Genomic DNA, 20,084 nt, shown 5'->3' with positions numbered 1-20,084 from the left:
ATCAAGCTGCCTGGCGCGATGGTGAGGGGTCGCAAATCACAGCGAATCTCACTTATTCGGACAGGATTCCCGCTCCTGCGGCGACCGGAGAGTCGTACTCACGTCCGACCGGTGTCGTCGCGGGCCGCGCCGGGCCCCGGGTGTCCAACTCCCGCCACACCGGGAAGACCAGCGGGGCCAGGGTGACCGCGAGGTACAGGGCCCCCGTACCCAGCAGCGCCGGCACCAACCCCGCCGCGTCCAGGGCCAGCCCCGCACCCAGCATGCCCAGCGGCGTCGCCGCCAGCGCCGCGGCGACCAGCAGGCCGAACACCCGCCCCCGTACCGCCTCGGGCACCCGCTCGTAGGCGACCGACATCATCAGCGGGCCGACGATCCCCGACCCGATGCCGGACAGGGCCAGCACCGCCAACAGCACCGGCACCCGGGGCTCGGCGGCCAGCGCGGCACACCGCACCGCCCCGACCAGGACGAAGGCCCCGACGAAGACCGCGCGCCGCGGCATCCGGTGCCCCGCCCAGCCGTAGAGGGCCGCCCCGAGCAGCGCACCGGCCCCCATGGCCGTCACCATCGCCCCGAACAGGGCGCTGTTGCGGAGCACCTGGGCCCCGTACGCCGGGTAGAGCACCCCGTTCAACGCCCCGTCCAGGGCGTTGGTCAGCATCAGCACCCCCACCATCGCGCCCAGGAGTCGATCCCTGCGCAACTGACCCAGCCCGAAGCGCAGTTCCTGGGCGTACGAACCGTGCGACTGCCCGCCGTCGGACGGGCGCGGGCGGGTCACCGCCGGCACCAGGGTCGCCACGAGGAGGGCGCACGCCGCCATCGCCGCCATGTCCGCGTACAGGGTGCGCACGGGGCCGACGGTCGCGATGAGCAGACCGGCCAGCGGCGCACCCGCCATCATGCCGATGCGGCGGGCTCCCTCGACCGCTCCGGTGGCCCGCTCCGCCGTGACGCCCGCGCGTTCCATCGCGCCGGGCAGGAGCAGCTGCTTGGCGGTGTCGGACGGCCCGCGGGCGGCCCCCACCAGGAAGACCAGGACGATCAGGACGGGCAGCGGCAGGGCTCCCCAGGCGTGCAGGAGCGGGATCAGGCTGATCGCCGCGGCCGTCAGCAGGTCCGCGCCGATGCCGGTCGCGCGGACGGGCAGTCGGTCGACCACCGGACCCGCCAGCACGGCGGAACACAGCAGGCCCAACACCTCCGCGGTGGCGACGAGCCCCGTCCGGGTGCCGCTGCCGGTGCTGTGCAGGACGAACCAGGGCACGGCGACCAGGGTCGCCGCCATGCCGAGCGAGGAGATCCCGGAGGCCGCCACCAGGGCGGCCAGCGGGCTGCGGCGGCGCGATGACGCGGAGCCGCCGGGATACGAGCTGGTCATACGGGGTTCCTTCCGGCACCGCCGCGCCGCCCGGCAGCCCGCGGTGGGGTCTGCCGGGCGGCGTGGTGCCCGGTGATCGTCGGGTCAGCCGGCCATGCTCACGCGGAGGCTGAGCGGGCGCATGTCCGTCCACACCCGCTCGATGTGCGCGAGGCACTCCTCCTTGGTTCCGCGGACGTCCTGGTCGTGCCAGCCGAGCGGGACGGGCCGGCCGGCCTCCCAGAGGGAGTACTGCTCCTCGTCGTTGGCCACGACCAGGTACTGCTGCGGGGACGCGTCGTTCACGGTGTTCTCCTCGATGGATCAGGGACGTGCAAGGGGTGGGGGCGGAGCGGGTCAGGAAGGCAGGGCCGCGGCCAGCAGCTCCGCCAGGGCGGCGCAGTGCGGGGGGTCCACCAGGTCGTGGTGGTTGCCCGGGACCGCGGCCCGCAGGACGCCGCCCGCGGTGCGCGGCCGCCAGGCCGCCGGGTCCACCAGCGGGGTCGCGAGTTCCGGGTGCCGCTCGTCGACCGTGAAGAGGTGCAGGCCGACGGTGACGACGGCGTCGGTGCGGTAGGCGGCGGAAGCCGCTCCGTTCGCCTCGGCGACCCGCAGCAGTCTGCGCAGGGCCTCCGTGGGAGAGGTACGGGGGAGGGTGCCCTCCTCGCGGCCCCGGCGCACCAGGACGTCGAGCAGTTCCTCCTCGTCCAGTTCGCGCGCCGAGCCGGCGTCGATCCCGGCGGCGATGCCGTACCGCAGCAGGTCCGGATCGCCCGGCCCGGCCGCCGTGGCGGACCGGCTCCCGGGGGCCGTCCCCGGCGCGGCCGCGTCGATCAGGCCGAGGAAGGCGACCTCCTCGCCGGCGGCCTCCAGCCGGGCGGCCATCTCGTAGGCCACCGTCCCGCCGAACGACCAGCCGGCCAGCAGGTACGGGCCGTGCGGCTGCTCCTCGCGCAGGGCGGCCAGGTAGCGCTCGGCCATCTCGGGCACGCGCTCCAGCGGCGTCTCACCGGTGTTGTAGCCCACCGACTCCAGGCCGAGGATCCGCCGGTCGCCCCCGGGTCGGGCGGACAGGTCCCGTACCAGGTCCCGGTAGCAGACGACGTCACCGCCCCGCGGGTGGACGAGGACGAGCGGCGGTCGGGACGGGTCCCCGTCGGCCAGCGGGACCAGCAGGTTGGCCGCGGCCGCCCCCGCCTCGGGCAGCGCCTCGCAGAGCAGCTCCACGGTGCGCCGACGGAACACCAGGTTCAGCGGCAGCTCCACCCCGAACTCCCGGCGCACGGCCGCCATCAGGGCGAAGGCCTTGAGCGAGTGGCCGCCGAGCGCGAAGAAGTCGTCGCGCACGCCGATCGGGGCCGTCCCCAGGGTCTGCTCCCACAGCCGTGCCATCCGCAGCTCGGTCGTGTCGCGCGGGGCGATCCGCCCCGCGTCGTCGCCGCGTGCCGCGTCCGCCGAGGGCGCGGGCAGCGCCTTGCGGTCGAGCTTGCCGTTCGGTGTGAGGGGCAGTCGGTCCAGCGCGGTGAGCACCGCCGGGACCATGTACTCGGGGAGGTCCTGGCGCAGGAAGTCGCCGAGCTCCCGCACGTCGCCCGCCTCGTCCCGCCAGGTCACGTAGCCGGCCAGGACGGCGTCCACCCCCGTGCCGTGGACGGCCACCGCGGCCGCCAGCACCCGCGGGTGGCGGGCCAGCGCGGACTCGATCTCACCCAGCTCCATCCGGTGGCCGCGCACCTTCACCTGGCCGTCCGCCCGGCCCCGGTACTCCAGGGTGCCGTCCGCGAGCCGGCGTACGAGGTCACCGGTGCGGTACAGCCGACCGCCCGCCGCGTACGGATCGGGCACGAACCGGTCCGCCGTGAGCCCCGGCCGGCCGTGGTAGCCGCGGGCCACCCCGTCACCGCCGATGTAGAGCTCGCCGAACACGCCCACCGGCACCGGGCGCAGGGTCGCGTCCAGCACGTGCAGCCGGGTGTTGGCGAGCGCCGTGCCGATCGGCACCGGCCGCTCGCCGACGGGACCGGACAGCCGGTGCGCCGTGGACCAGACGGTGGTCTCCGTCGGCCCGTAGACGTTCCAGACGGTGCCCAGCGCCGTCCGCATCCGCTCGGCCAGGGCCGACGGCAGCGCCTCGCCGCCGCACAGCGCCCGTACGCGCGGCGCCTGCCAGCCCGACTCCATCAGCTGGTGCCAGGTGGCCGGCGTGGCCTGGACGACCGTGACCGGCGCCGCGTCCAGCTCCTTCGCGAGCAGGATGCCGTCCCGGGCGGTGTCCCGGTCCACGACCCGTACGGTCGCCCCGCACACCAGCGGGACCAGCAGCTCCAGCACGGCGATGTCGAAGGACGCCGTGGTGACGGCCGCGACGGTGTCCTCGGCCGTCAGCTCCAGCCTGCGCACCATGTCCCGGGTGAAGTTGGCCAGCGCCCGGTGCGGGACGGTGACCCCCTTCGGGCGTCCCGTCGAGCCCGAGGTGTACAGGGCGTACGCCGACTGCTCCGGCTCCGGCTCCGGTCGCACGGGTGCGAAGTCGGACCGCGCGTTCCCGTCCCCGGCCAGGGCGTCGAGATCCACCACCACGACCCCGTCCGGGGCCTGGGCGGCGTCCGACAGCCCCGACACCACCAGCACCCGGGCGCCGCTGTCCGCGAGCATGTAGCCGATCCGGTCGGCCGGATAGCCGGGGTCCACGGGCACGTACATGCCGCCGGAGCGCAGCACGCCCAGCAGCGCCGCGGGCAGCAGTACGGAGCGCTCCGCGCAGACCGCCACCGCGGCCTCCGCACCGACACCGAGGCGGGCCAGCTCCCGGGCCAGCCGGCCCGAGACCTCCCACAACCCGGCGTACGTCAGGCTCCGTTCGCCGTCGTCCACGGCGACGGCCTCCGGCGTACGGGAGGCCTGCTCGCCGACGAGCACGGGCAGCGGCCGGTCGGCGGCCGGCTCGGCGGAGCCGATGCCCTCACCCAGGATCCGGCGCTCCTCGGCCGGACCCATCAGGGGCAGGGCGCCCAGGGGAAGGGTGGGATCGGCCACCGCCGCCGTGAGCAGCTCGGTCAGCGCCGCGGTCATGCGCTCGACGGTCGCCCGGTCGAAGAGGTCGGTGGCGAACACGGCCTCGCCGCGCAGCACACCCTCCTCCTCGACGAAGTACAGGGACAGGTCGAACTTCGAGGCACCGCTGGCCAGCGAGAGCGGCTCGACGTCCAGACCGGCCGGCGCGGGCGGCACGGCGGCCTCCTCGTCGAGCACCAGCATCACCTGGAACAACGGGTTGCGGCTCAGGTCGCGCTCCGGCCGCAGCTCCTCCACCAGACGCTCGAACGGCACCTCCTGGTGGGCGTACGCCCCCAGGGCCGTCTCCCGGGCCCGGTCCAGCAGCTCGCCGAACGCCGGGTCGCCGGACAGGTCGGTGCGCAGCACCAGGTTGTTGACGAAGAAGCCGATGAGCGGCTCCAGTTCGGTGCGGTCACGGCCGGCGATGGGGGAGCCCACCGCCACGTCCGCACCGCCCGACCAGCGGGCCAGCAGGGCCTGGAAGCCCGCCAACAACACCATGAACAGGGTGGCGTCGTGCCGCCGCCCCAGGTCGCGCAGCCCCCGCAGCAGCGGCGCGGGCAGGACGAAGGGGATCTGCTCGCCGCGCCCGGACGGGCCGGCCGGCCGGGGCCGGTCCGTGGGCAGGTCCAGCGGGGTGAGCCCGCCGAGCCGCCCGCGCCAGTAGTCCAGGGTGTCCGCCAGTGCGTCGTCGCCGAGCCGGTCGCGCTGCCAGGAGGCGAAGTCCCGGTAGGAGACGACGAGTTCCGGCAACGGCTCGGCCCCTGCGACGGTGCGGGCCCGGTAGGCGGCGAAGAACTCCCGCCAGAACACCCCCACCGACCAGCCGTCGAAGGCGATGTGGTGCGCGACGATCACCAGCAGGTGCTCCCGCGCAGTGATCCGCACCAGCCGGGCCCGCAGCGGACCCGCGGCCGTCAGGTCGAAGGGCAGCGTGGCGTCGTGCCCCGCCAGCTCCCGCGCCCGTTCCTCGGCCGCCGCCGCGCCCAGCTCCGACAGGTCGGTGAGGTGGGGGGTGAACATCGAGACCGGACCGGGCACGACGCGGGCCCCGAAGGTCCCCTCGGCGCCGTCCTCCCCGGTCTCCTCGATCCGGGAGCGCAGCACCTCGTGCCGGGCGACGACGTCCGTCAGCGCCCCCAGGGCGGCCGCGGTGTCGAGCTCGCCGGTCAGCCGTACGGCACCGGGCATGTTGTAGTCGGGTCGCCCCGGCTGGAGCCGGTCCAGCAGCCACAGCCGCTGCTGTCCGAAGGACAGCGGGCCGGGCCCCTCGGGCAGCGCGGGGATCGCCGCTCCCGTCGTGTCCGCCGTTGCGGGGGAGGCCAGCGCCCGGGCCAGGTCCTCGGCCACCGGGTGGCGGAAGATCAGCTGCATGGGGATGTCCCGGTCCAGCAGGGCGCGCAGCCGGGAGATGACGCGGGTGGCGCGCAGGGAGTGCCCGCCGCGCTCGAAGAAGTGGTCACGGACCCCGATCGGGCCCTCGCCGAGCACCTCCTCCCAGACCTCGACGACCGTCCGCTCCATCGGGGTGCGCGGGGCGACGTGCGCCCGGTGCCCGCCGCCCGAGCCGGGCTCCGGCGCGGGCAGCGCCCTGCGGTCGGTCTTCCCGTTCGGGGTCAGCGGCAGCGCGTCCAGCACCACCAGCGCGGACGGCACCATCGCGGCCGGCAGGGACGCGCGGACGAAGTCCAGCACCGCGGCCGGATCGCCGCCGCCGTCCCGCCACACCACGTACCCGGCGAGCAGCCGGTCGGCGCCCTCGCCGTGCGCGGCGGCCACCGCCCGGGCCACGTCGGGGTGACGCAGCAACGCGGCCTCGACCTCGCCGAGTTCGATCCGATGTCCCCGGACCTTGACCTGGTTGTCGCGCCGGCCGTGGAACTCCAGCACCCCGTCGGCCCGCAGCCGCGCCAGGTCACCGGTGCGGTACATGCGCGCGCCGGGCGGCCCGTACGGGTCCGGCGGATAGGCCTCGGCGGTGCGGGCCGGGTCCCCGAGATAGCCGCGGGCCACCCCGCGTCCGGCGATGAACAGCTCACCGATCGCACCCCGGGGCAGCGGTTCGAGGTGCTCGCCGAGCACGAGGACCCGGGCGCCGGGCAGCGGCCGCCCGATGGGGATGCGGCCCGCCTCGATGTCGGCGTCCGTCACGACGTGGTACGTGGTGGTGTTGGTGCACTCCGTCGGACCGTACTGGTTGACCAGCCGCAGCCGGCCGGGGACGCCCAGGGTGTGCGCGGCGCGGGCCAGTCCGGGTGTCAGCGCCTCACCGGTGGTCATCACCAGCCGCAGCGCCGCCGAGGGTTCGGTGACGGCGGCGACCAGCGGCTCCAGCATCGACGGGACGATCGACAGCAGCGCCGTCACCCCTTCGCCGTGCAGCAGTCGGGCCAGCGCGTCCGGGTCCCCGGCCTCGTCCTGCGAGGCCAGCACGATCCGCCCGCCCGTGGTCAGCGGGGCGAACAGGTCGCGTACCGACGGGTCGAAGGTCAGCGCGGTACGGGCGAGCACCACGTCCTCGGGGCCGAGCCCGAAGGTGGCGGTCAGCGCCGCCAGGTAGCCGGTGATCGCCGCGTGCGTGACGGCCACGCCCTTGGGCCGCCCGGTGGAGCCGGAGGTGTACAGGAGATAGGCGAGGTGCTCGGGGGCGGCGGGCGCGTCCGGTTCCGTCGCGGGCAGCGCGTCGACCAGGTGCTGTTCGGCGTCCAGGTCCAGGACCGGTACGTCGCCGGCCAGGTCCGCGGCCGACCCGGCGGGCAGACCCGCGGTCAGCACCAGGTGGGCGCCGCTGTCGGTGAGGACCGTACGGACCCGCTCGGCCGGGTGTCCCGCGTCGAGCGGCACATAGGCGCCGCCGGCCTTCAGCACCGCGAGGACGCACACCAGCATGCGCGGGTCGCGGCCGGCCAGCACGGCCACCCGGGTCTCCGGGCCGGTGCCGAGCGCGCGCAGGCGATGGGCCAGCCGGTTGGCGGCCGCGTCCAGCTCCCCATAACCGATGGTGCGGTTCTCGCAGGTCACGGCCGGGGCGTCCGGCCGCAGCCGGGCCTGCTCCGCCACCAGGGAAGGCAGGGTCCGAGCCGCCGGCCCGTCCGTCCGGGGGCCCGACTCCTCCCCGAGCAGGGCGGCGTGCTCCTGCGGGGACAGGACGTCCAGCCGGGACAGCGGCGCGTCGGGCGTCTCGGCGGCGCCGGCCAGCAGCCGCAGGTAGTGCGCGCCGAACCGTTCGACGGTGGCCCGGTCGAAGAGGTCCGTCGCGTACTGGACGGTGCCGGTCAGACCGTCGGGGTGCTCGGTCATCGCGAGACTGAGGTCGAACTTGGCCGTCCCGTTGGAGGTGTCGAGGCTCTCGACCTCCACCCCGTCCAGCGGCAGGGCGGCGAGCTGCTCCGGATGGAGCTGGAACAGCACGTCGAAGAGCGGGTTGCGGCTGAGGTCGCGTTCCGGCCGCAGCTCCTCCACCAGCCGGTCGAAGGGCACGTCCTGGTGCTCGTACGCGGCCAGCGCGGTCCGGCGCACCCGGCCCAGCAGCTCGCCGAAGGCCGGGTCGCCGGACAGATCGGTGCGCAGCACGAGGGTGTTGACGAAGAAGCCGACGAGCGGCTCCAGTTCGGTGCGGTCGCGACCCGCGATGGGCGAGCCCACCGTGATGTCGACCTGGCCCGTGTAGCGGGCCAGCAGTGCCTGGAAACCGGCCAGCAGCACCATGAACAGGGTGGCGCCGCGCTCCCGGGCCAGCGCGCCGAGCCGCTCCGCCAGCTCGGCCGGGACCTCGAAGGCGAAGGCGTCGCCCGCGCCGGACCGCACCTGCGGCCGCGGCCGGTCGGTGGGCAGCTCCAGGGCCGGGAGCCCGCCGAGGGCCGCCCGCCAGTGGGCGATGCCCGTGTCGGCCTCGCCGTCCGCCAGCCGGCGCTGCTGCCAGTACGCGAAGTCCCCGTACTGGACGGGCAGTTCGGGCAGGACGGGACGCTCGCCGCGGCGCAGGGCCGCGTAGGCCCCGGACAGCTCCCGCCACAGCACCGGCATCGACCAGCCGTCGCCGACGGTGTGGTGCAGGACCAGGACGAGGAGGTGCTCGTCGTCGGCGACCCGCACCACACGGGCCCGCAACAGGGGCGCCGATCCCAGGTCGAAGGGGGCGGCGGCGTCCGCGTGGGCCAGGCCCAGCGCCCGCGAACGGGCCTCCTCACGAGGCAGGTCACCCAGGTCGGTGCGGACGGGCACGAAGACCTCCGGCGCCTCCACGACCTGTACGGGTCCTTGCGGGCCCTCGGTGATCCGCGAGCGCAGCACCTCGTGGCGGGTCACCACCGCGCACAGCGCCGCGGCCAACGCGTCCGCGTCCAGCGCGCCCCGCAGCCGGGCCGCGACGGGGATGTTGTAGTCGGGTCGGCCGGGCTGGAGCTGGTCCAGGAACCACAGCCGCTGCTGCGCGAACGACAGCGGCGCGGGCTCCCCGGCCGGCCGGGCGCCGATCACGGTGACGGGGGCCGCCGGCGCGGTGGTGCCGGGGCCGTCGCCGCGCAGGGCGTCCAGCGCCGACGCGAACCGCTCCAGCGTCGGGTGCTCGAACAGCAGCCGCAGCGGCACGCCCGCACCCAGGCGGGCGCCGAGCCGCGACACGACGCGGGTGGCCCGCAGGGAGTGGCCGCCGAGGGCGAAGAAGTCGGCGTGGCGGCCGATCCGCCCGGTGCCCAGCACCTCGCCCCACACGGCCGCGGCGAGCTCCTCGGTCGCGGTCGCCGGCGCCGCGAACTCCGCCCGGAGCACCCCCTCCTCGGGGGGCGCGGGCAGCGCGCGCCGATCCAGCTTGCCGTTCGGCGTCACCGGCAGCGCCACGAGCGAGACGATCGCCGAGGGCAGCATGTACGCGGGCAACCGTGCGGCGAGCGCCGCTCGCAGCTCGGCCGGCTCCGCCACCCGGCCCTCCGCGGGCACCACGTAGGCGACCAGGCGCTGCTCACCGGGGGTGTCCTCGCGGACCACCACGGCGGCGTGCCCGACCTGCGGGCAGCGAGCCAGCTCGGCCTCGATCTCGCCCGGCTCGATCCGGTGGCCGCGGATCTTGACCTGCTGGTCGCCGCGGCCCAGGTAGTCGACGGTGCCGTCGGGGCGCCGCCGGGCCAGGTCGCCCGTCCGGTACATCCGGGCACCCGGCGCTCCGTACGGGTCGGGGGTGAACTGCCGCGCGGTCAGGCCGGGCCGGCCCAGGTAGCCGCGGGCCACGCCGGTACCGCCGACGCACAGTTCACCGACGGCGCCCTGCGGCACCGGGCGGCCGCGCTCGTCCAGCACGTAGAGGCGGGTGTCGTCCAGGGCGGTACCGATGGGGATCCGGCCGTCCACGACGGCGCCGGCGCGCGGGTCCAGCCGGTGTCGCGTGGCGAAGGTGGTGGTCTCGGTGGGCCCGTAGACGTTGACCAGGACGGTGTCCGGGGCCTGCTCCAGGGCCCGGGCGAAGGAGTGCGGGGAGGCGGCCTCACCGCCCGTCCACACCTCCCGCACCCGCGTCAGCAGCTCCACGCACTCCTCGACGACCAGGTTGAACAGGGCGGCCGTGAGGAACATCGAGGTGATCCGGTGCTCCTCCACCAGCCGGGCCAGGGCGGCGGTGTCCACCCGGCCGGGCGGCGCCATGACCACCGCGCCGCCGGACAGCAGCGGCGCCCACAGCTCGTACGTCGAGGCGTCGAACGACAGCGGGGAATGGGCCAGCACCCGCCGGTGGGCGGCGCCGAAGGCGGTGTCCCGGGCGAGCGCGGCGACATTGGCGTGGGTGACGCCGATGCCCTTCGGCTCCCCGGTGGAACCGGAGGTGTACATCACGTACGCCAACTGGTCCGGCGAGCACGGCGGGTACGGGACCGGCGCGGCGGCCGGAGCCCCGTCCGCCGGGGCCGTCACGTCGAGCACCGGTACGGGCGAGGTACGGGCCGCCTCGTGGCCGGCCGTCGCCGGATCGGCGAGGAGCAGGCGGGCGCCGGTCCGCTCCAGCATCCAGTGCAGCCGGGCGACGGGGAAACCCTCGCCGAGCGGGACGTAGAGTCCGCCGGCCTTCAGGACGGCCAGGATCGCCACGGGGAGGTGGACCGAGCGCTCCATCAGCAGGGCGACCGGGGTCTCGCGCCCCACCCCGGCGGCGATCAGTCGGGCCGCCAGCAGGTCGGAGCGGGCGTCGAGCTCGGCGAAGTCGAGGCGGTCGTCGCCGCAGACCACGGCCTCGGCGCCGGGGGTGCGGCGGACCTGCTCGGCGAACAGCTCCACCAGGGAGGCCGGGGCCAGGTCGAGGCGGACCGTGCCGTGGCCCTCGGCCGCGAGCCGGGCCGCGGTCGGGGCGGAGGGCAGCAGCTCGGCCACGGGACGGTCGGGCTCCTGCGCGGCGGAGGCCAGCAGCTCCAGGTAGTGGCCGAGGACGAGTTCGGCCGTGGCCCGGTCGAACAGGTCGGTGTCGAAGACGAGGGAGCCGGAGCAGGTCTCGGCGCCCTCGGACACGAAGACGCTCAGGTCGAAGAGCGAGCCGCCGAAGTCGGTCCGCACGACCTGCGCGTCCAGGCCCGGCAGCCGCAGCCCGGCCGTCTCGTCCGGGGCCGACGCGAACATCACCTGCACGAGGGGGTTGCGGTCGCCGACCCGCTCGGGGCTCAGATGCTCCACCAGCCGGTCGAAGGGCACCTCCTGGTGGTCGTAGGCGTCCACCGTCGCCCGGCGGACCCGGCCGAGCAGCTCACGGAAGCCGACCTCGCCCGACAGGTCGGCACGCAGCACCACCGTGTTGACGAAGAACCCGATGAGGGGCTCCAGTTCCACCCGGTCGCGCCCGGCGACCGGGGTGCCGACGGCGATGTCCGTGGTGCCGGCGTAGCGGGCCAGGGCGGCCTGGAAGCCGGCCAGGAGCGTCATGAAGAGGGTGGCGCCCGCGCCCTCGGCGATCCGGCGCAGCCGCGTGGTGAGCTGCGCGTCGAGGGTGAACTCCAGGCTCGCGCCGTCGCCGCTGCGGCGGGTCGGCCGGGGCCGGTCCGCGGGCAGTTCGAGGGGCTCCAGCCCCGCGAGGCGCTCCTCCCACCAGCGCAGTCGGCCGTTCATCGCGCCGCTCGCGAACCGGTCGCGCTGGGTACGGGCGTACGTCTGGTAGTCCAGGGTGAGCGGCGCCCGGGGCAGGGGCCGCTGAGCGAGCAGGGCCGCGTAGCCCTCGGACAGTTCCTGCCAGAGCAGGCCCATGGACCAGCCGTCGGTGGCGATGTGGTGGACCACCAGCACCAGCAGGTGGTCCTCGGCGCCGAGTCGGATCAGCAGGGCGCGCAGCAGCGGGCCGGACGCGAGGTCGAAGGGTCTGCGGACCTCCTCCCGGGCCAGGGCGTGGGCCCGCTCCTCCAGGTCGGCGAGGGGGGCGCTGCCCAGGTCCAGCAGCGGCAGCGGCACGGCCGCCGGGGCGGGCAGGACCACCGGGTGCGGGGCGCCGTCGCGTTCCTCGAAGACGGTGCGCAGCGGTGCGTGGCGGGCCACGACGGCGGTCAGGGCGCGGCGCAGCGGCTCCGGGTGGACCGGGCCGCGCAGCCGCACGACCTCGGGGATCGCGTAGCCGGGGGTGCCGTCCGCCATCCGGTCCACCAGCCACATCCGCTCCTGGGCGAACGAGGCGACGGGTTCGAGGTCCGGCCCGTCGGCGGCCGGGGCCGCGGTGGGCGCCGTCGCGGTGGCCGGACCGGCCGCCGAGTCGTCCAACGCGGCGCGCACACGGCGGCGCAGCAGCTCGCGGGCGGCGGCCAGTCGGCTGTCGACGCCGGCGGCCGGCAGGCTCTCCTGGGTGGTCACGAGGTCTCTCCCTGAAGTACGAGTGAAGGAACGGCGTCGTCGGCGGCGGCGAACGGGGCCGGTTCGGCCTCCAGTTCGGCCAGCAGCACCGTCTCGACGGCGATGGCGAGCGCGGCGACGGTCCGCTGTTCGAAGAGGGTGTGCAGGGGCAGGTCCAGGCCGAGGGACTGGCGCAGCCGGGCCGCCACCCGGGTGGCGCTCAGCGAGTGCCCCCCGAGGGCGAAGAAGTCGTCGTGGCGGCCGATCCGCGGCGCGTCCAGCACGGAGGCCCACACCATGGCGACCAGTTCCTCGGTCTCCCCGGCCGGCGGCTCGTACACGGTGGCGGCGGCCGCCGCGGCGGGCGCCGGAAGCGCCCTGCGGTCGAGCTTGCCGTTCGGCGTGACGGGCAGCCCGTCCACGACGACCAGCACCGGCACCATGTACTCGGGCAGGGAGCGGGCCAGTTCGGCGCGCATCGGCTCGGTGTCCGGCGCCGGGTCGGCCCCGGCCTCCGGGACGACGTACCCGACGAGCCTGCGCTCGCCCGGGACGTCCTCGCGGACGACGACCGCGGCCCGGCCGACGCCGTCGAGGCGGCCCAGCGCCGTCTCGATCTCGCCGAGCTCGATCCGGAAACCGTGGATCTTGACCTGGTCGTCGGTGCGGCCCAGGTACTCCACCGAGCCGTCGGCCCGATGGCGGGCCAGGTCACCGGTGCGGTACATGCGCGAGCCCGGCGGGCCGAACGGGTCGAGCGGGAAGCGTTCCGCGGTCAGCGCCGGGCGCCGCAGGTACCCGCGGGCCAGGCCCGCGCCCGCCAGGAACAGCTCACCCGCGACCCCCACCGGGACGGGCCGGCCCCGCGGGTCGAGCACGTACAGCGAGGTGTTCCAGATGGGTCGGCCGATCGGCACGGGGCCGGTGTCCTCGCGGCGGCAGTCCCAGTGCGTGACGTCCACGGCCGCCTCCGTGGGCCCGTACAGGTTGTGCAGGGGCACGTCGAGCACAGCGAGGAACCGGTTCTTCAGCTCCTCGGGCAGGGCCTCGCCACTGCACACGACCCGCCGCAACGACCGGCAGCGGTCCGCCTCGGGGTCCTCCACGAACGCCGCCAGCATGGACGGGACGAAGTGGACGGTGGTGATCGCCTCCTCCTGGATCACCCGGGTGAGGTAGGCGGGATCCTTGTGCCCGCCGGGCTCGGCGACCACCAGGGCCGCGCCGGTGATCAGCGGCCAGAAGAACTCCCACACCGACACGTCGAAGCCGAACGGGGTCTTCTGGAGCACCCGGTCGTCCGCACCCAGCCGGTACCGGTCCTGCATCCACAGCAGCCGGTTGACGATGGCCGAGTGCTCCACGACCACGGCCTTGGGCCGCCCCGTCGACCCGGACGTGTAGATCACGTACGCGGGGTGCCCGGGCAGTGCCGCCGGCCCCGCCACAGCGGTGTCCCCGTCGTGGAGGGCCCCCGGATCCAGCCGGGGCAGGTCCGCGGCGGCGGGCAGCGCCCCCGCCACCTCGTCGTCCGCGAGCAGCAGGACCGGTGCGGCGTCCGACAGCAGGTACGCGATCCGGTCCGCCGGAAGCGAGGGGTCCACCGGAAGGTAGGCCGCCCCCGACTTCAGCACGGCCAGCAGCGAGACCACCATCTCGGTGGAGCGGTGCAGGGCGACCGCGACGATCTCCTCCGGACCGGCGCCCCGGGCGCGCAGGGTCCCGGCCAGTCGCTCGGCACGGGCGTCGAGTTCGGCGTACGAGAGGCGCTCGCCCCGGAAGACGGTCGCCGGCGCGTCCGGCGTCCGGGCCACCTGCCGTTCGAACAGCTCCACCAGCGTGGTGTCGGGGACGGGTACGGCGGTGCCGTTCCACTCCCGGATCAGCCGGTGTTGCTCCGCGGACAGCAGGTCCACCTCCCCGACCGGGGTGGCGGGGGCGTCGGCGACGGCCGTCAGCAGCCGCTCCAGCGCCTCGCCCAGGCTGCGTGCCGTCCGCGTGTCGAGGACGTCCGTACGGTGGTCGAGGTGCAGCCGCAGCCGCTCCCCGGGCAGCACGATGAGGTTGACGGTGTAGTGGGTGGCGTCCGAGCCCTCCACCCCGGTCAGTCGCGGGCCGCCGGCCAGGTCCCGCATCGACTCCAGGTCGAGCGGATAGTTCTCGACGACGACCGTGGTGTCGAAGAGGGCGCCCAGCCCGGCTGCCCGCTGGATGCCGGCGAGCCCGACGTGCTGGTGGTCCATCAGTTCCGCCTGCTCGTCCTGGAACCGGGCGAGCGCGGTCAGCAGCGGCTCGTCCTCCCGGATCCGGAACCGCACGGGCAGGGTGTTGATCAGCAGGCCGACCATCTCCTCGATGCCCGCGACGTCGGCGGTCCGCCCGGAGACGGTCCCGCCGAACACCACGTCGTCCCGCCCGGTCACCCGACCCAGCAGGATCGCCCAGACGCCCTGGACCACGCTGTTGAGGGTCACGCCCGCGGTACGGGCCCGCGCGGTGAGCCGGGACGTCAGCTCCGCCGACAGCTCCACCGGGGCCCGCTCGGGCAGCGCGTCGATCCGGTTCGGGTCGGCCGCGCCCAGCAGGGTCGGTTCCTCCAGCCCGGCCAGCGCACCGCTCCACGCGGCCTCGGCGGCGCCGTCGTCCTGGCGGGCCAGCCAGTCCAGGTGCGAGCGGTACGGGACCCCTTCCGGGACGGCGCCGGCGTCCCCGGCCCCGTGGGGCCCGGCGTACTCGGCGTACCCGCTCAGCAGTTCGCGCAGCAGCACGGCCGAGGACCAGCCGTCCCAGACGATGTGGTGGTTGGTCATGACCAGCCGGTGCTCGCCCGCACCGAACCGGACCAGGGTGAAGCGCACCAGCGGCGGCCGCTCCAGGTCGAAGCGGCGGGCCCGGTCGGCCGCGAGCAGCCGCTCCCACTCCCGCAGGCGTTCGGCGGAATCGAGCCCGCCGAGGTCCACGGCTTCCCACGGCGCGGCGACGGACTCGACGACGATCTGGACGGGCCGGTCCAGACCCTGGTCGGTGAAGGCGGAGCGCAGCGCGGTGTGGCGGCGCAGCAGCCGGTCGCAGGACATCCGCAGGGTGTCCTCGTCCAGGGGGCCGTCCAGGGTGAGGACGATCTGACCGGTGTAGGCGTCCATCGCGCCCGTGTCGAAGGCGGAGTGGAAGAAGAGCCCCTCCTGGAGCGGCGAGAGCGGCAGCACGTCGCAGAGTCCGGCGTGACGCGCGGCCAGGGCGTCCGTCTCCGGCTGCGTCAGCCGGACCAGCGGCAGGTCACGGGGGGTGAGGCGGCGCGGGCGAGGGGTGCCCGTCCACGCGGCCAGCAGCCGCAGCGCCTCGTCCCAGGCCGCCACCAGGGCGTCCGCCTCGGCGTCGGTCAGCAGGGCCGCGGGGTGGGTGACGACCGCGGTGAAGGCCGGGCCGTCGGCGCCGTCCACGGCCATGGCGTCGATCTGCAGGGCGTGTTCGACGGGCATCGCCGGATCCACGTCGGCCCGCAGTCCGCCCGCCTCGGGGGCGGGCTGCCACGGCGCCTCGGAGCCGCCCGCGAACCTGCCCAGGTAGTTGAACAGGATCCGGGGGCGCGGGAGCCCGGACAGTTCCGCGGCGGTCCGCGGGTCGAGCCGGCTCAGCAGGCCGAAGCCCGTGCCGTGGTCCGGTACGGAGGCGATCGTCGTGTGGATCCGCCCGACCAGCTCGGCGAGGGCGTCGCCGCCCCGGGCGGCCGCGTCCAGGTCGAGGCCGTCCAGGTCGAACCGGACCGGGTACTGGGTGGTGAACCAGCCCACGGTGCGCGCCAGGTCGTGACGGCCGGTGCGGTCGACGCGACCGTGGCCCTCCAGGTCGACCAGCAGCGACCCCGGGACCTCGCCGGGGGAGCGCAGCCGGTGCGCCGCGAGGACCAGCCCCGCGAGCAGCACCTCGGCCGGGCCGGTGCGCAGCGCGCCGGGCACCCCGGCCAGCAGCGGGCCGGCGACCTCGGCGGGCAGGGCGAGCGTCAGCGTGCGTGTGGTACCGGCGGTGTCCCGCACAGGGTCGGGGATCCGCTGCCACGGCTCCCGCGCCTCCGGGACGTCCCCGGGGGCATCCAGCGTCGAGCGCCAGAAGGGGAGCTCGGCCAGCACCTGCGGGGAACGCGCCTGGAGTTCGAGGTGGTGGGCCCACGCGCGGAACGAGACCTCCCCGTCGGAGGCCGGCAGCGGACGCCCGGTGACGGCGGCCTCCCAGGCGGCGGCCAGGTCGGCCGTCAGGATCCGCCAGGACACCCCGTCCACGGCGAGGTGGTGCACGCACAGCAGCAGCCGGTCCGGCGCCGTCCCACCGGCATCGAAGCGGACCGCCCGCAGCATCATCGAGGTCGCGGGGTCCAGCAGGCCGGCCGCCTCCCGGGCCGCCTCCGCCATGATCGCGGCACGGGCGGGCCCGTCCGAGCCGGCCACGTCGACGGTGCGGTAGAGCCGGGACACGTCGACCGAACCGGGCTCGCCGACCGCGCACGGTCGACCCTCCGGGCCGGCGGTCACGCCGAGCCGCAGCGCCCCGTGCCGGTCCACGACCGACTGCAGGACCCGTACGAGCGTCGCGTCGTCCGCGCCGTCGGGCAGGGACAGCACCATGGACTGGCTGAACCGGCCGATGGGGCCCGGCCCGTCCAACAGCCAGCGCATGACCGGCGTCGCCGGGAGCGGACCGCACTCCGGGACGGCCGGACCGGCGGCGGCCGGGGAAGTGCCGTGGCCGGGCTCGCCGACGGCCGTGGCGAGGGCGGCCGCCGTCTTGTGCGCGAACACCTCGCGCAGGGTGAAGGAGAAGCCCCGCGCCCGCGCCCGGCTGGTGAGGCTGAGGGCGGCGATGCTGTCGCCGCCGAGCTCGAAGAAGTTGTCGTCCGGGGTCGCCGGGACGCCGAGGGCCTCGGAGAACAGCTCCGCCAAGGCCTGTTCGGTGGCGCCGTACGCCCGCTCGGGGTGCCGCGGACCGGTCGCGGTCTCGGGTACGTGGAGTCGCGCGCGGTCGACCTTGCCGCCCGGGGTCAGGGGCAGCCGGTCCACCGCCACGAAGCTACGCGGCACCATGTAGCCCGGCAGGACCCGGCCCAACTCGGCTGCCAGAAGCGCCGGTTCGGGAGCCGGGCCGCCGTCGCCCGGCGGCGCCACGAAGGCGACGAGCCGGCGGGCGCCGCCCGCGGGGGCGTGCACCACGACCGCGGCCTGTCCCACCGAGGGCTGCCGGCCGAGCACCGCCTCGATCTCGCCCAGTTCGATCCGGTGGCCGTTGATCTTGACCTGGCGGTCCACCCGCCCGAGGAACTCCAGTTCGCCCCGCGCCGACCAGCGCACGAGGTCACCCGTCCGGTACATCCGGGCACCGGGCACCCCGGAGAAGGGGTCCGGTACGAAGCGGTCGGCCGTCATGGCCGCGCGCCCCGCGTACCCCTGGGCCAGACCCGCACCGGCAACGCACAGTTCGCCGGTCGCGCCCGGTGGCAGCAGCCGCAGCCCCCGGTCGACCACGTACGCCCGGTGGTTGACCATCGGACGCCCGATCGGCGGGATCCGGCCGTGCGAGGGCGGAACCACCCGGTGCATGGTCACGGACACGGCCGCCTCGGTGGGCCCGTACGCGTTCCAGACCTCGCGGCCCTCCGTCGCCCAGCGGTCGACGGCGTCCCCCGAAGGGGCCTCGCCGCCCGTGGACAGGAACCGCAGCGCGGGCAGCCCGGCCGGGTCCAGCAGGGGCAGGAGCGCCGGCGGCAGGTCGGCGACCGTGACCGCCTGCTCGGCGAGCAGCGACTGGAGCCGGTCGACGTCGACCCGCTCGGCGTCGGTGGCGAGGACCAGGGTGGAACCGCTCAGCAGGGCGCCGAACACGTCCAGGACCGACACGTCGAAGGACAGCGAGGCGAACCCGAGGAACCGCTCCGTGCGCCCGGATCCGGACCAGGATCCGCTCCCGTCGGACCCGATGCCGTCGCCCGCGCCGCACAGCGCGAGGTGGCCGCGGACGAAGTCGACGGCCGCCGCGTGCGGGACGACGACGCCCTTCGGCTCACCCGTACTGCCCGAGGTGTACAGCAGGTACGCGGCGGACGCCGCCGGCACCGGTACGGACGTCCGGCCGTCGCGGACCGCGCCGGTCGGCGCGGCCGCGTCGACCACGGACGGCAGGTCGTGCGGCAGCCGGTCACGGCCGCCCGGCCCGGCGACGACCGTGCGCAGCCCCGCGTCGCGCACGATGTACGCGATGCGCTCGGGCGGCAGGCCGGGGTCGAGCGGGACGTAGCAGCCGCCCGCCTTCAGGACGCCGAGCAGGGCCGCGACCATAGACGGCGAGCGCTCCACGCACACGCCGACCGGCGTGCCCGGTGCGACGTCCGGCCGCAGCCGGGCCGCGATGTCCTCGGCCCAGGCGTCGAGTTCCCCGTAGGTGACCTCCTCGCCGGCGCAGATCACGGCGGTCTTGCCGGGGGTGAGCACCGCCGCCCGCTCGAAGAACGTGTGCAGCAGGACGTCCCCGGGTACGGGGTCGACGCCGCCCTCGGCGAAGGCGGCGAGCCGCTCCTCGTCCTCGGCGGTCAGGAAGGGCAGCGAGCCGACGGGGGCCTCGTCCTCGGCCGAGGCGAGCGCGACCAGGAAGCGGGTGAACCGTACGCGCAGCGCGTCGAGTTCGGCCCGGTCGACGTCGGCGGCGTCACCCTCGGCCTGCACGGTCAGCGGACTGTCGCCGCCCCGGTCGTAGACGTTCAGGGAGACGTGCTCGACGGGACCGACCGAGAGGTTGTGCGCGGAGGCGGGCGCCCCGGCGAAGGACAGCTCGTAGTCGAAGGACATGAGGTTGACGGCGGCGTCCCACAGCCGGGGTCCGGTTCCGGTGAACTCCTCGATCCGGTACCGCTGGTGACGCAGGGCCTCCTTGATGCCGGCCGAGGTGCTCCGCAGCAGTTCGCCGACCTTGGTGTCCGCGGTGACCGTCAGCCGCAGCGGCAGCACCTTGGAGAACATGCCGGGGGTCCGGCGGGCGTCCGGGGTGGTGCGGCCGGTGACCGGCAGCCCCAGGACCACGTCCTCGGTGCCGCCCGCACGGTGCAGGTGGGCGGCCGCCGCGGCCATCACCAGCGCCGACCAGCGCGTGCCGTGCCGGCGCGCGGACTCGCGCAGGGTGCGGGCGTCGGCGGGGTCGAGGTCGCCGCTCACCCGCACCGTGGTGCCCGAGGCGGGCGCCGGGACGCTGCCGGTGAAGGAGACGGGCTCGGGGGCGCCGTCCAGCCGGGCCTGCCAGAACTCCCGGTCGGCCGCGCTCCGTTCGGAGTTCGCGTACTCCTCCTCCTCGGCCACGATCCGCTGCCACGGCTCGCTGTCGGCGACCGGCACGGGCTCGCCCGCGGCCAGCGCCGAGTACACCCGCGCGGTCCGCCGCGCCAGGATCGAGCCCGTGACCCCGTCCGCGACGAGGTGGTGGTAGCCCTGCATCCAGCGGTACGTCGCCGGACCGGTCCGCACCAGGAGGTGCCGGCACACGTCCCCGGACGCCAGGTCCGTCGGCCGGGCCAGCTCGGCGCGCATCAGCCGCTCGGACTCGGCGTCCGGGTCCGGGTGGTCACTGACGTCGACCGTCTCCATCCGCAGCGGAGGCGTGCCGGCGGGTATCTGGTGCACCACGCCGTCCACCTCGGCGAAGCGGACGCACAGCGTCTCGGTTCCGGCCACCGTCGTGCGCACCGCCTCGGCGAGCAGCTCCGGATCCACCGCCCCGCGGATCTCCAGGTACTCGGCGATGGTGTAGTCGAGACGGGTGGGGTCGAGCTGCTGTGCGAACCAGACGCCGTTCTGCGGCGGGGTCAGGGGCAGCGGCCCGCGGTCGTGAGTGGCCATGC

The 20,084-nt window shown here is 75.6% G+C and carries 4 protein-coding genes; all 4 read right to left on the bottom strand.

What is annotated here, in order from left to right; translation table 11 throughout:
- Positions 1–52: 52 nt before the first annotated feature.
- The 4 genes from ACWG52_RS05425 to ACWG52_RS05410 all read right to left on the bottom strand — a co-directional run bounded on the left by ACWG52_RS05425 (position 53) and on the right by ACWG52_RS05410 (position 20,082).
- Positions 53–1,384, bottom strand: coding sequence for an MFS transporter (locus ACWG52_RS05425; RefSeq protein ID WP_389810260.1), 1,332 nt, complete (start codon positions 1,382–1,384; stop codon positions 53–55).
- 84 nt (positions 1,385–1,468) lie between these two features.
- Positions 1,469–1,669: an MbtH family protein gene (locus tag ACWG52_RS05420; RefSeq protein WP_030756641.1), complete on the bottom strand. Its 201-nt coding sequence runs from the start codon at positions 1,667–1,669 to the stop codon at positions 1,469–1,471.
- A gap of 51 nt (positions 1,670–1,720) precedes the next feature.
- A complete protein-coding gene (locus ACWG52_RS05415) occupies positions 1,721–12,232 on the bottom strand; it encodes an amino acid adenylation domain-containing protein (RefSeq protein ID WP_453127988.1) in 10,512 nt (3,503 codons plus the stop codon).
- Positions 12,229–20,082: an amino acid adenylation domain-containing protein gene (locus ACWG52_RS05410; protein ID WP_453127986.1), complete on the bottom strand. Its 7,854-nt coding sequence runs from the start codon at positions 20,080–20,082 to the stop codon at positions 12,229–12,231. Before ACWG52_RS05410 ends, ACWG52_RS05415 begins: the two co-directional genes overlap by 4 nt.
- Between the last annotated feature and the right edge of the window lie 2 nt (positions 20,083–20,084).

This window comes from Streptomyces sp. CLCI03 (assembly GCF_053615355.1).
This window is presented reverse-complemented; position numbering and strand designations above follow the sequence as displayed.

Bases quoted from the DNA above. Each gene is read 5' to 3' on its own strand.
- ACWG52_RS05425 (WP_389810260.1), bottom strand. From the start codon at position 1,384: ATGACCAGCTCGTATCCCGGCGGCTCCGCGTCATCGCGCCGCCGCAGC.
- ACWG52_RS05410 (WP_453127986.1), bottom strand. From the start codon at position 20,082: ATGGCCACTCACGACCGCGGGCCGCTGCCCCTGACCCCGCCGCAGAAC.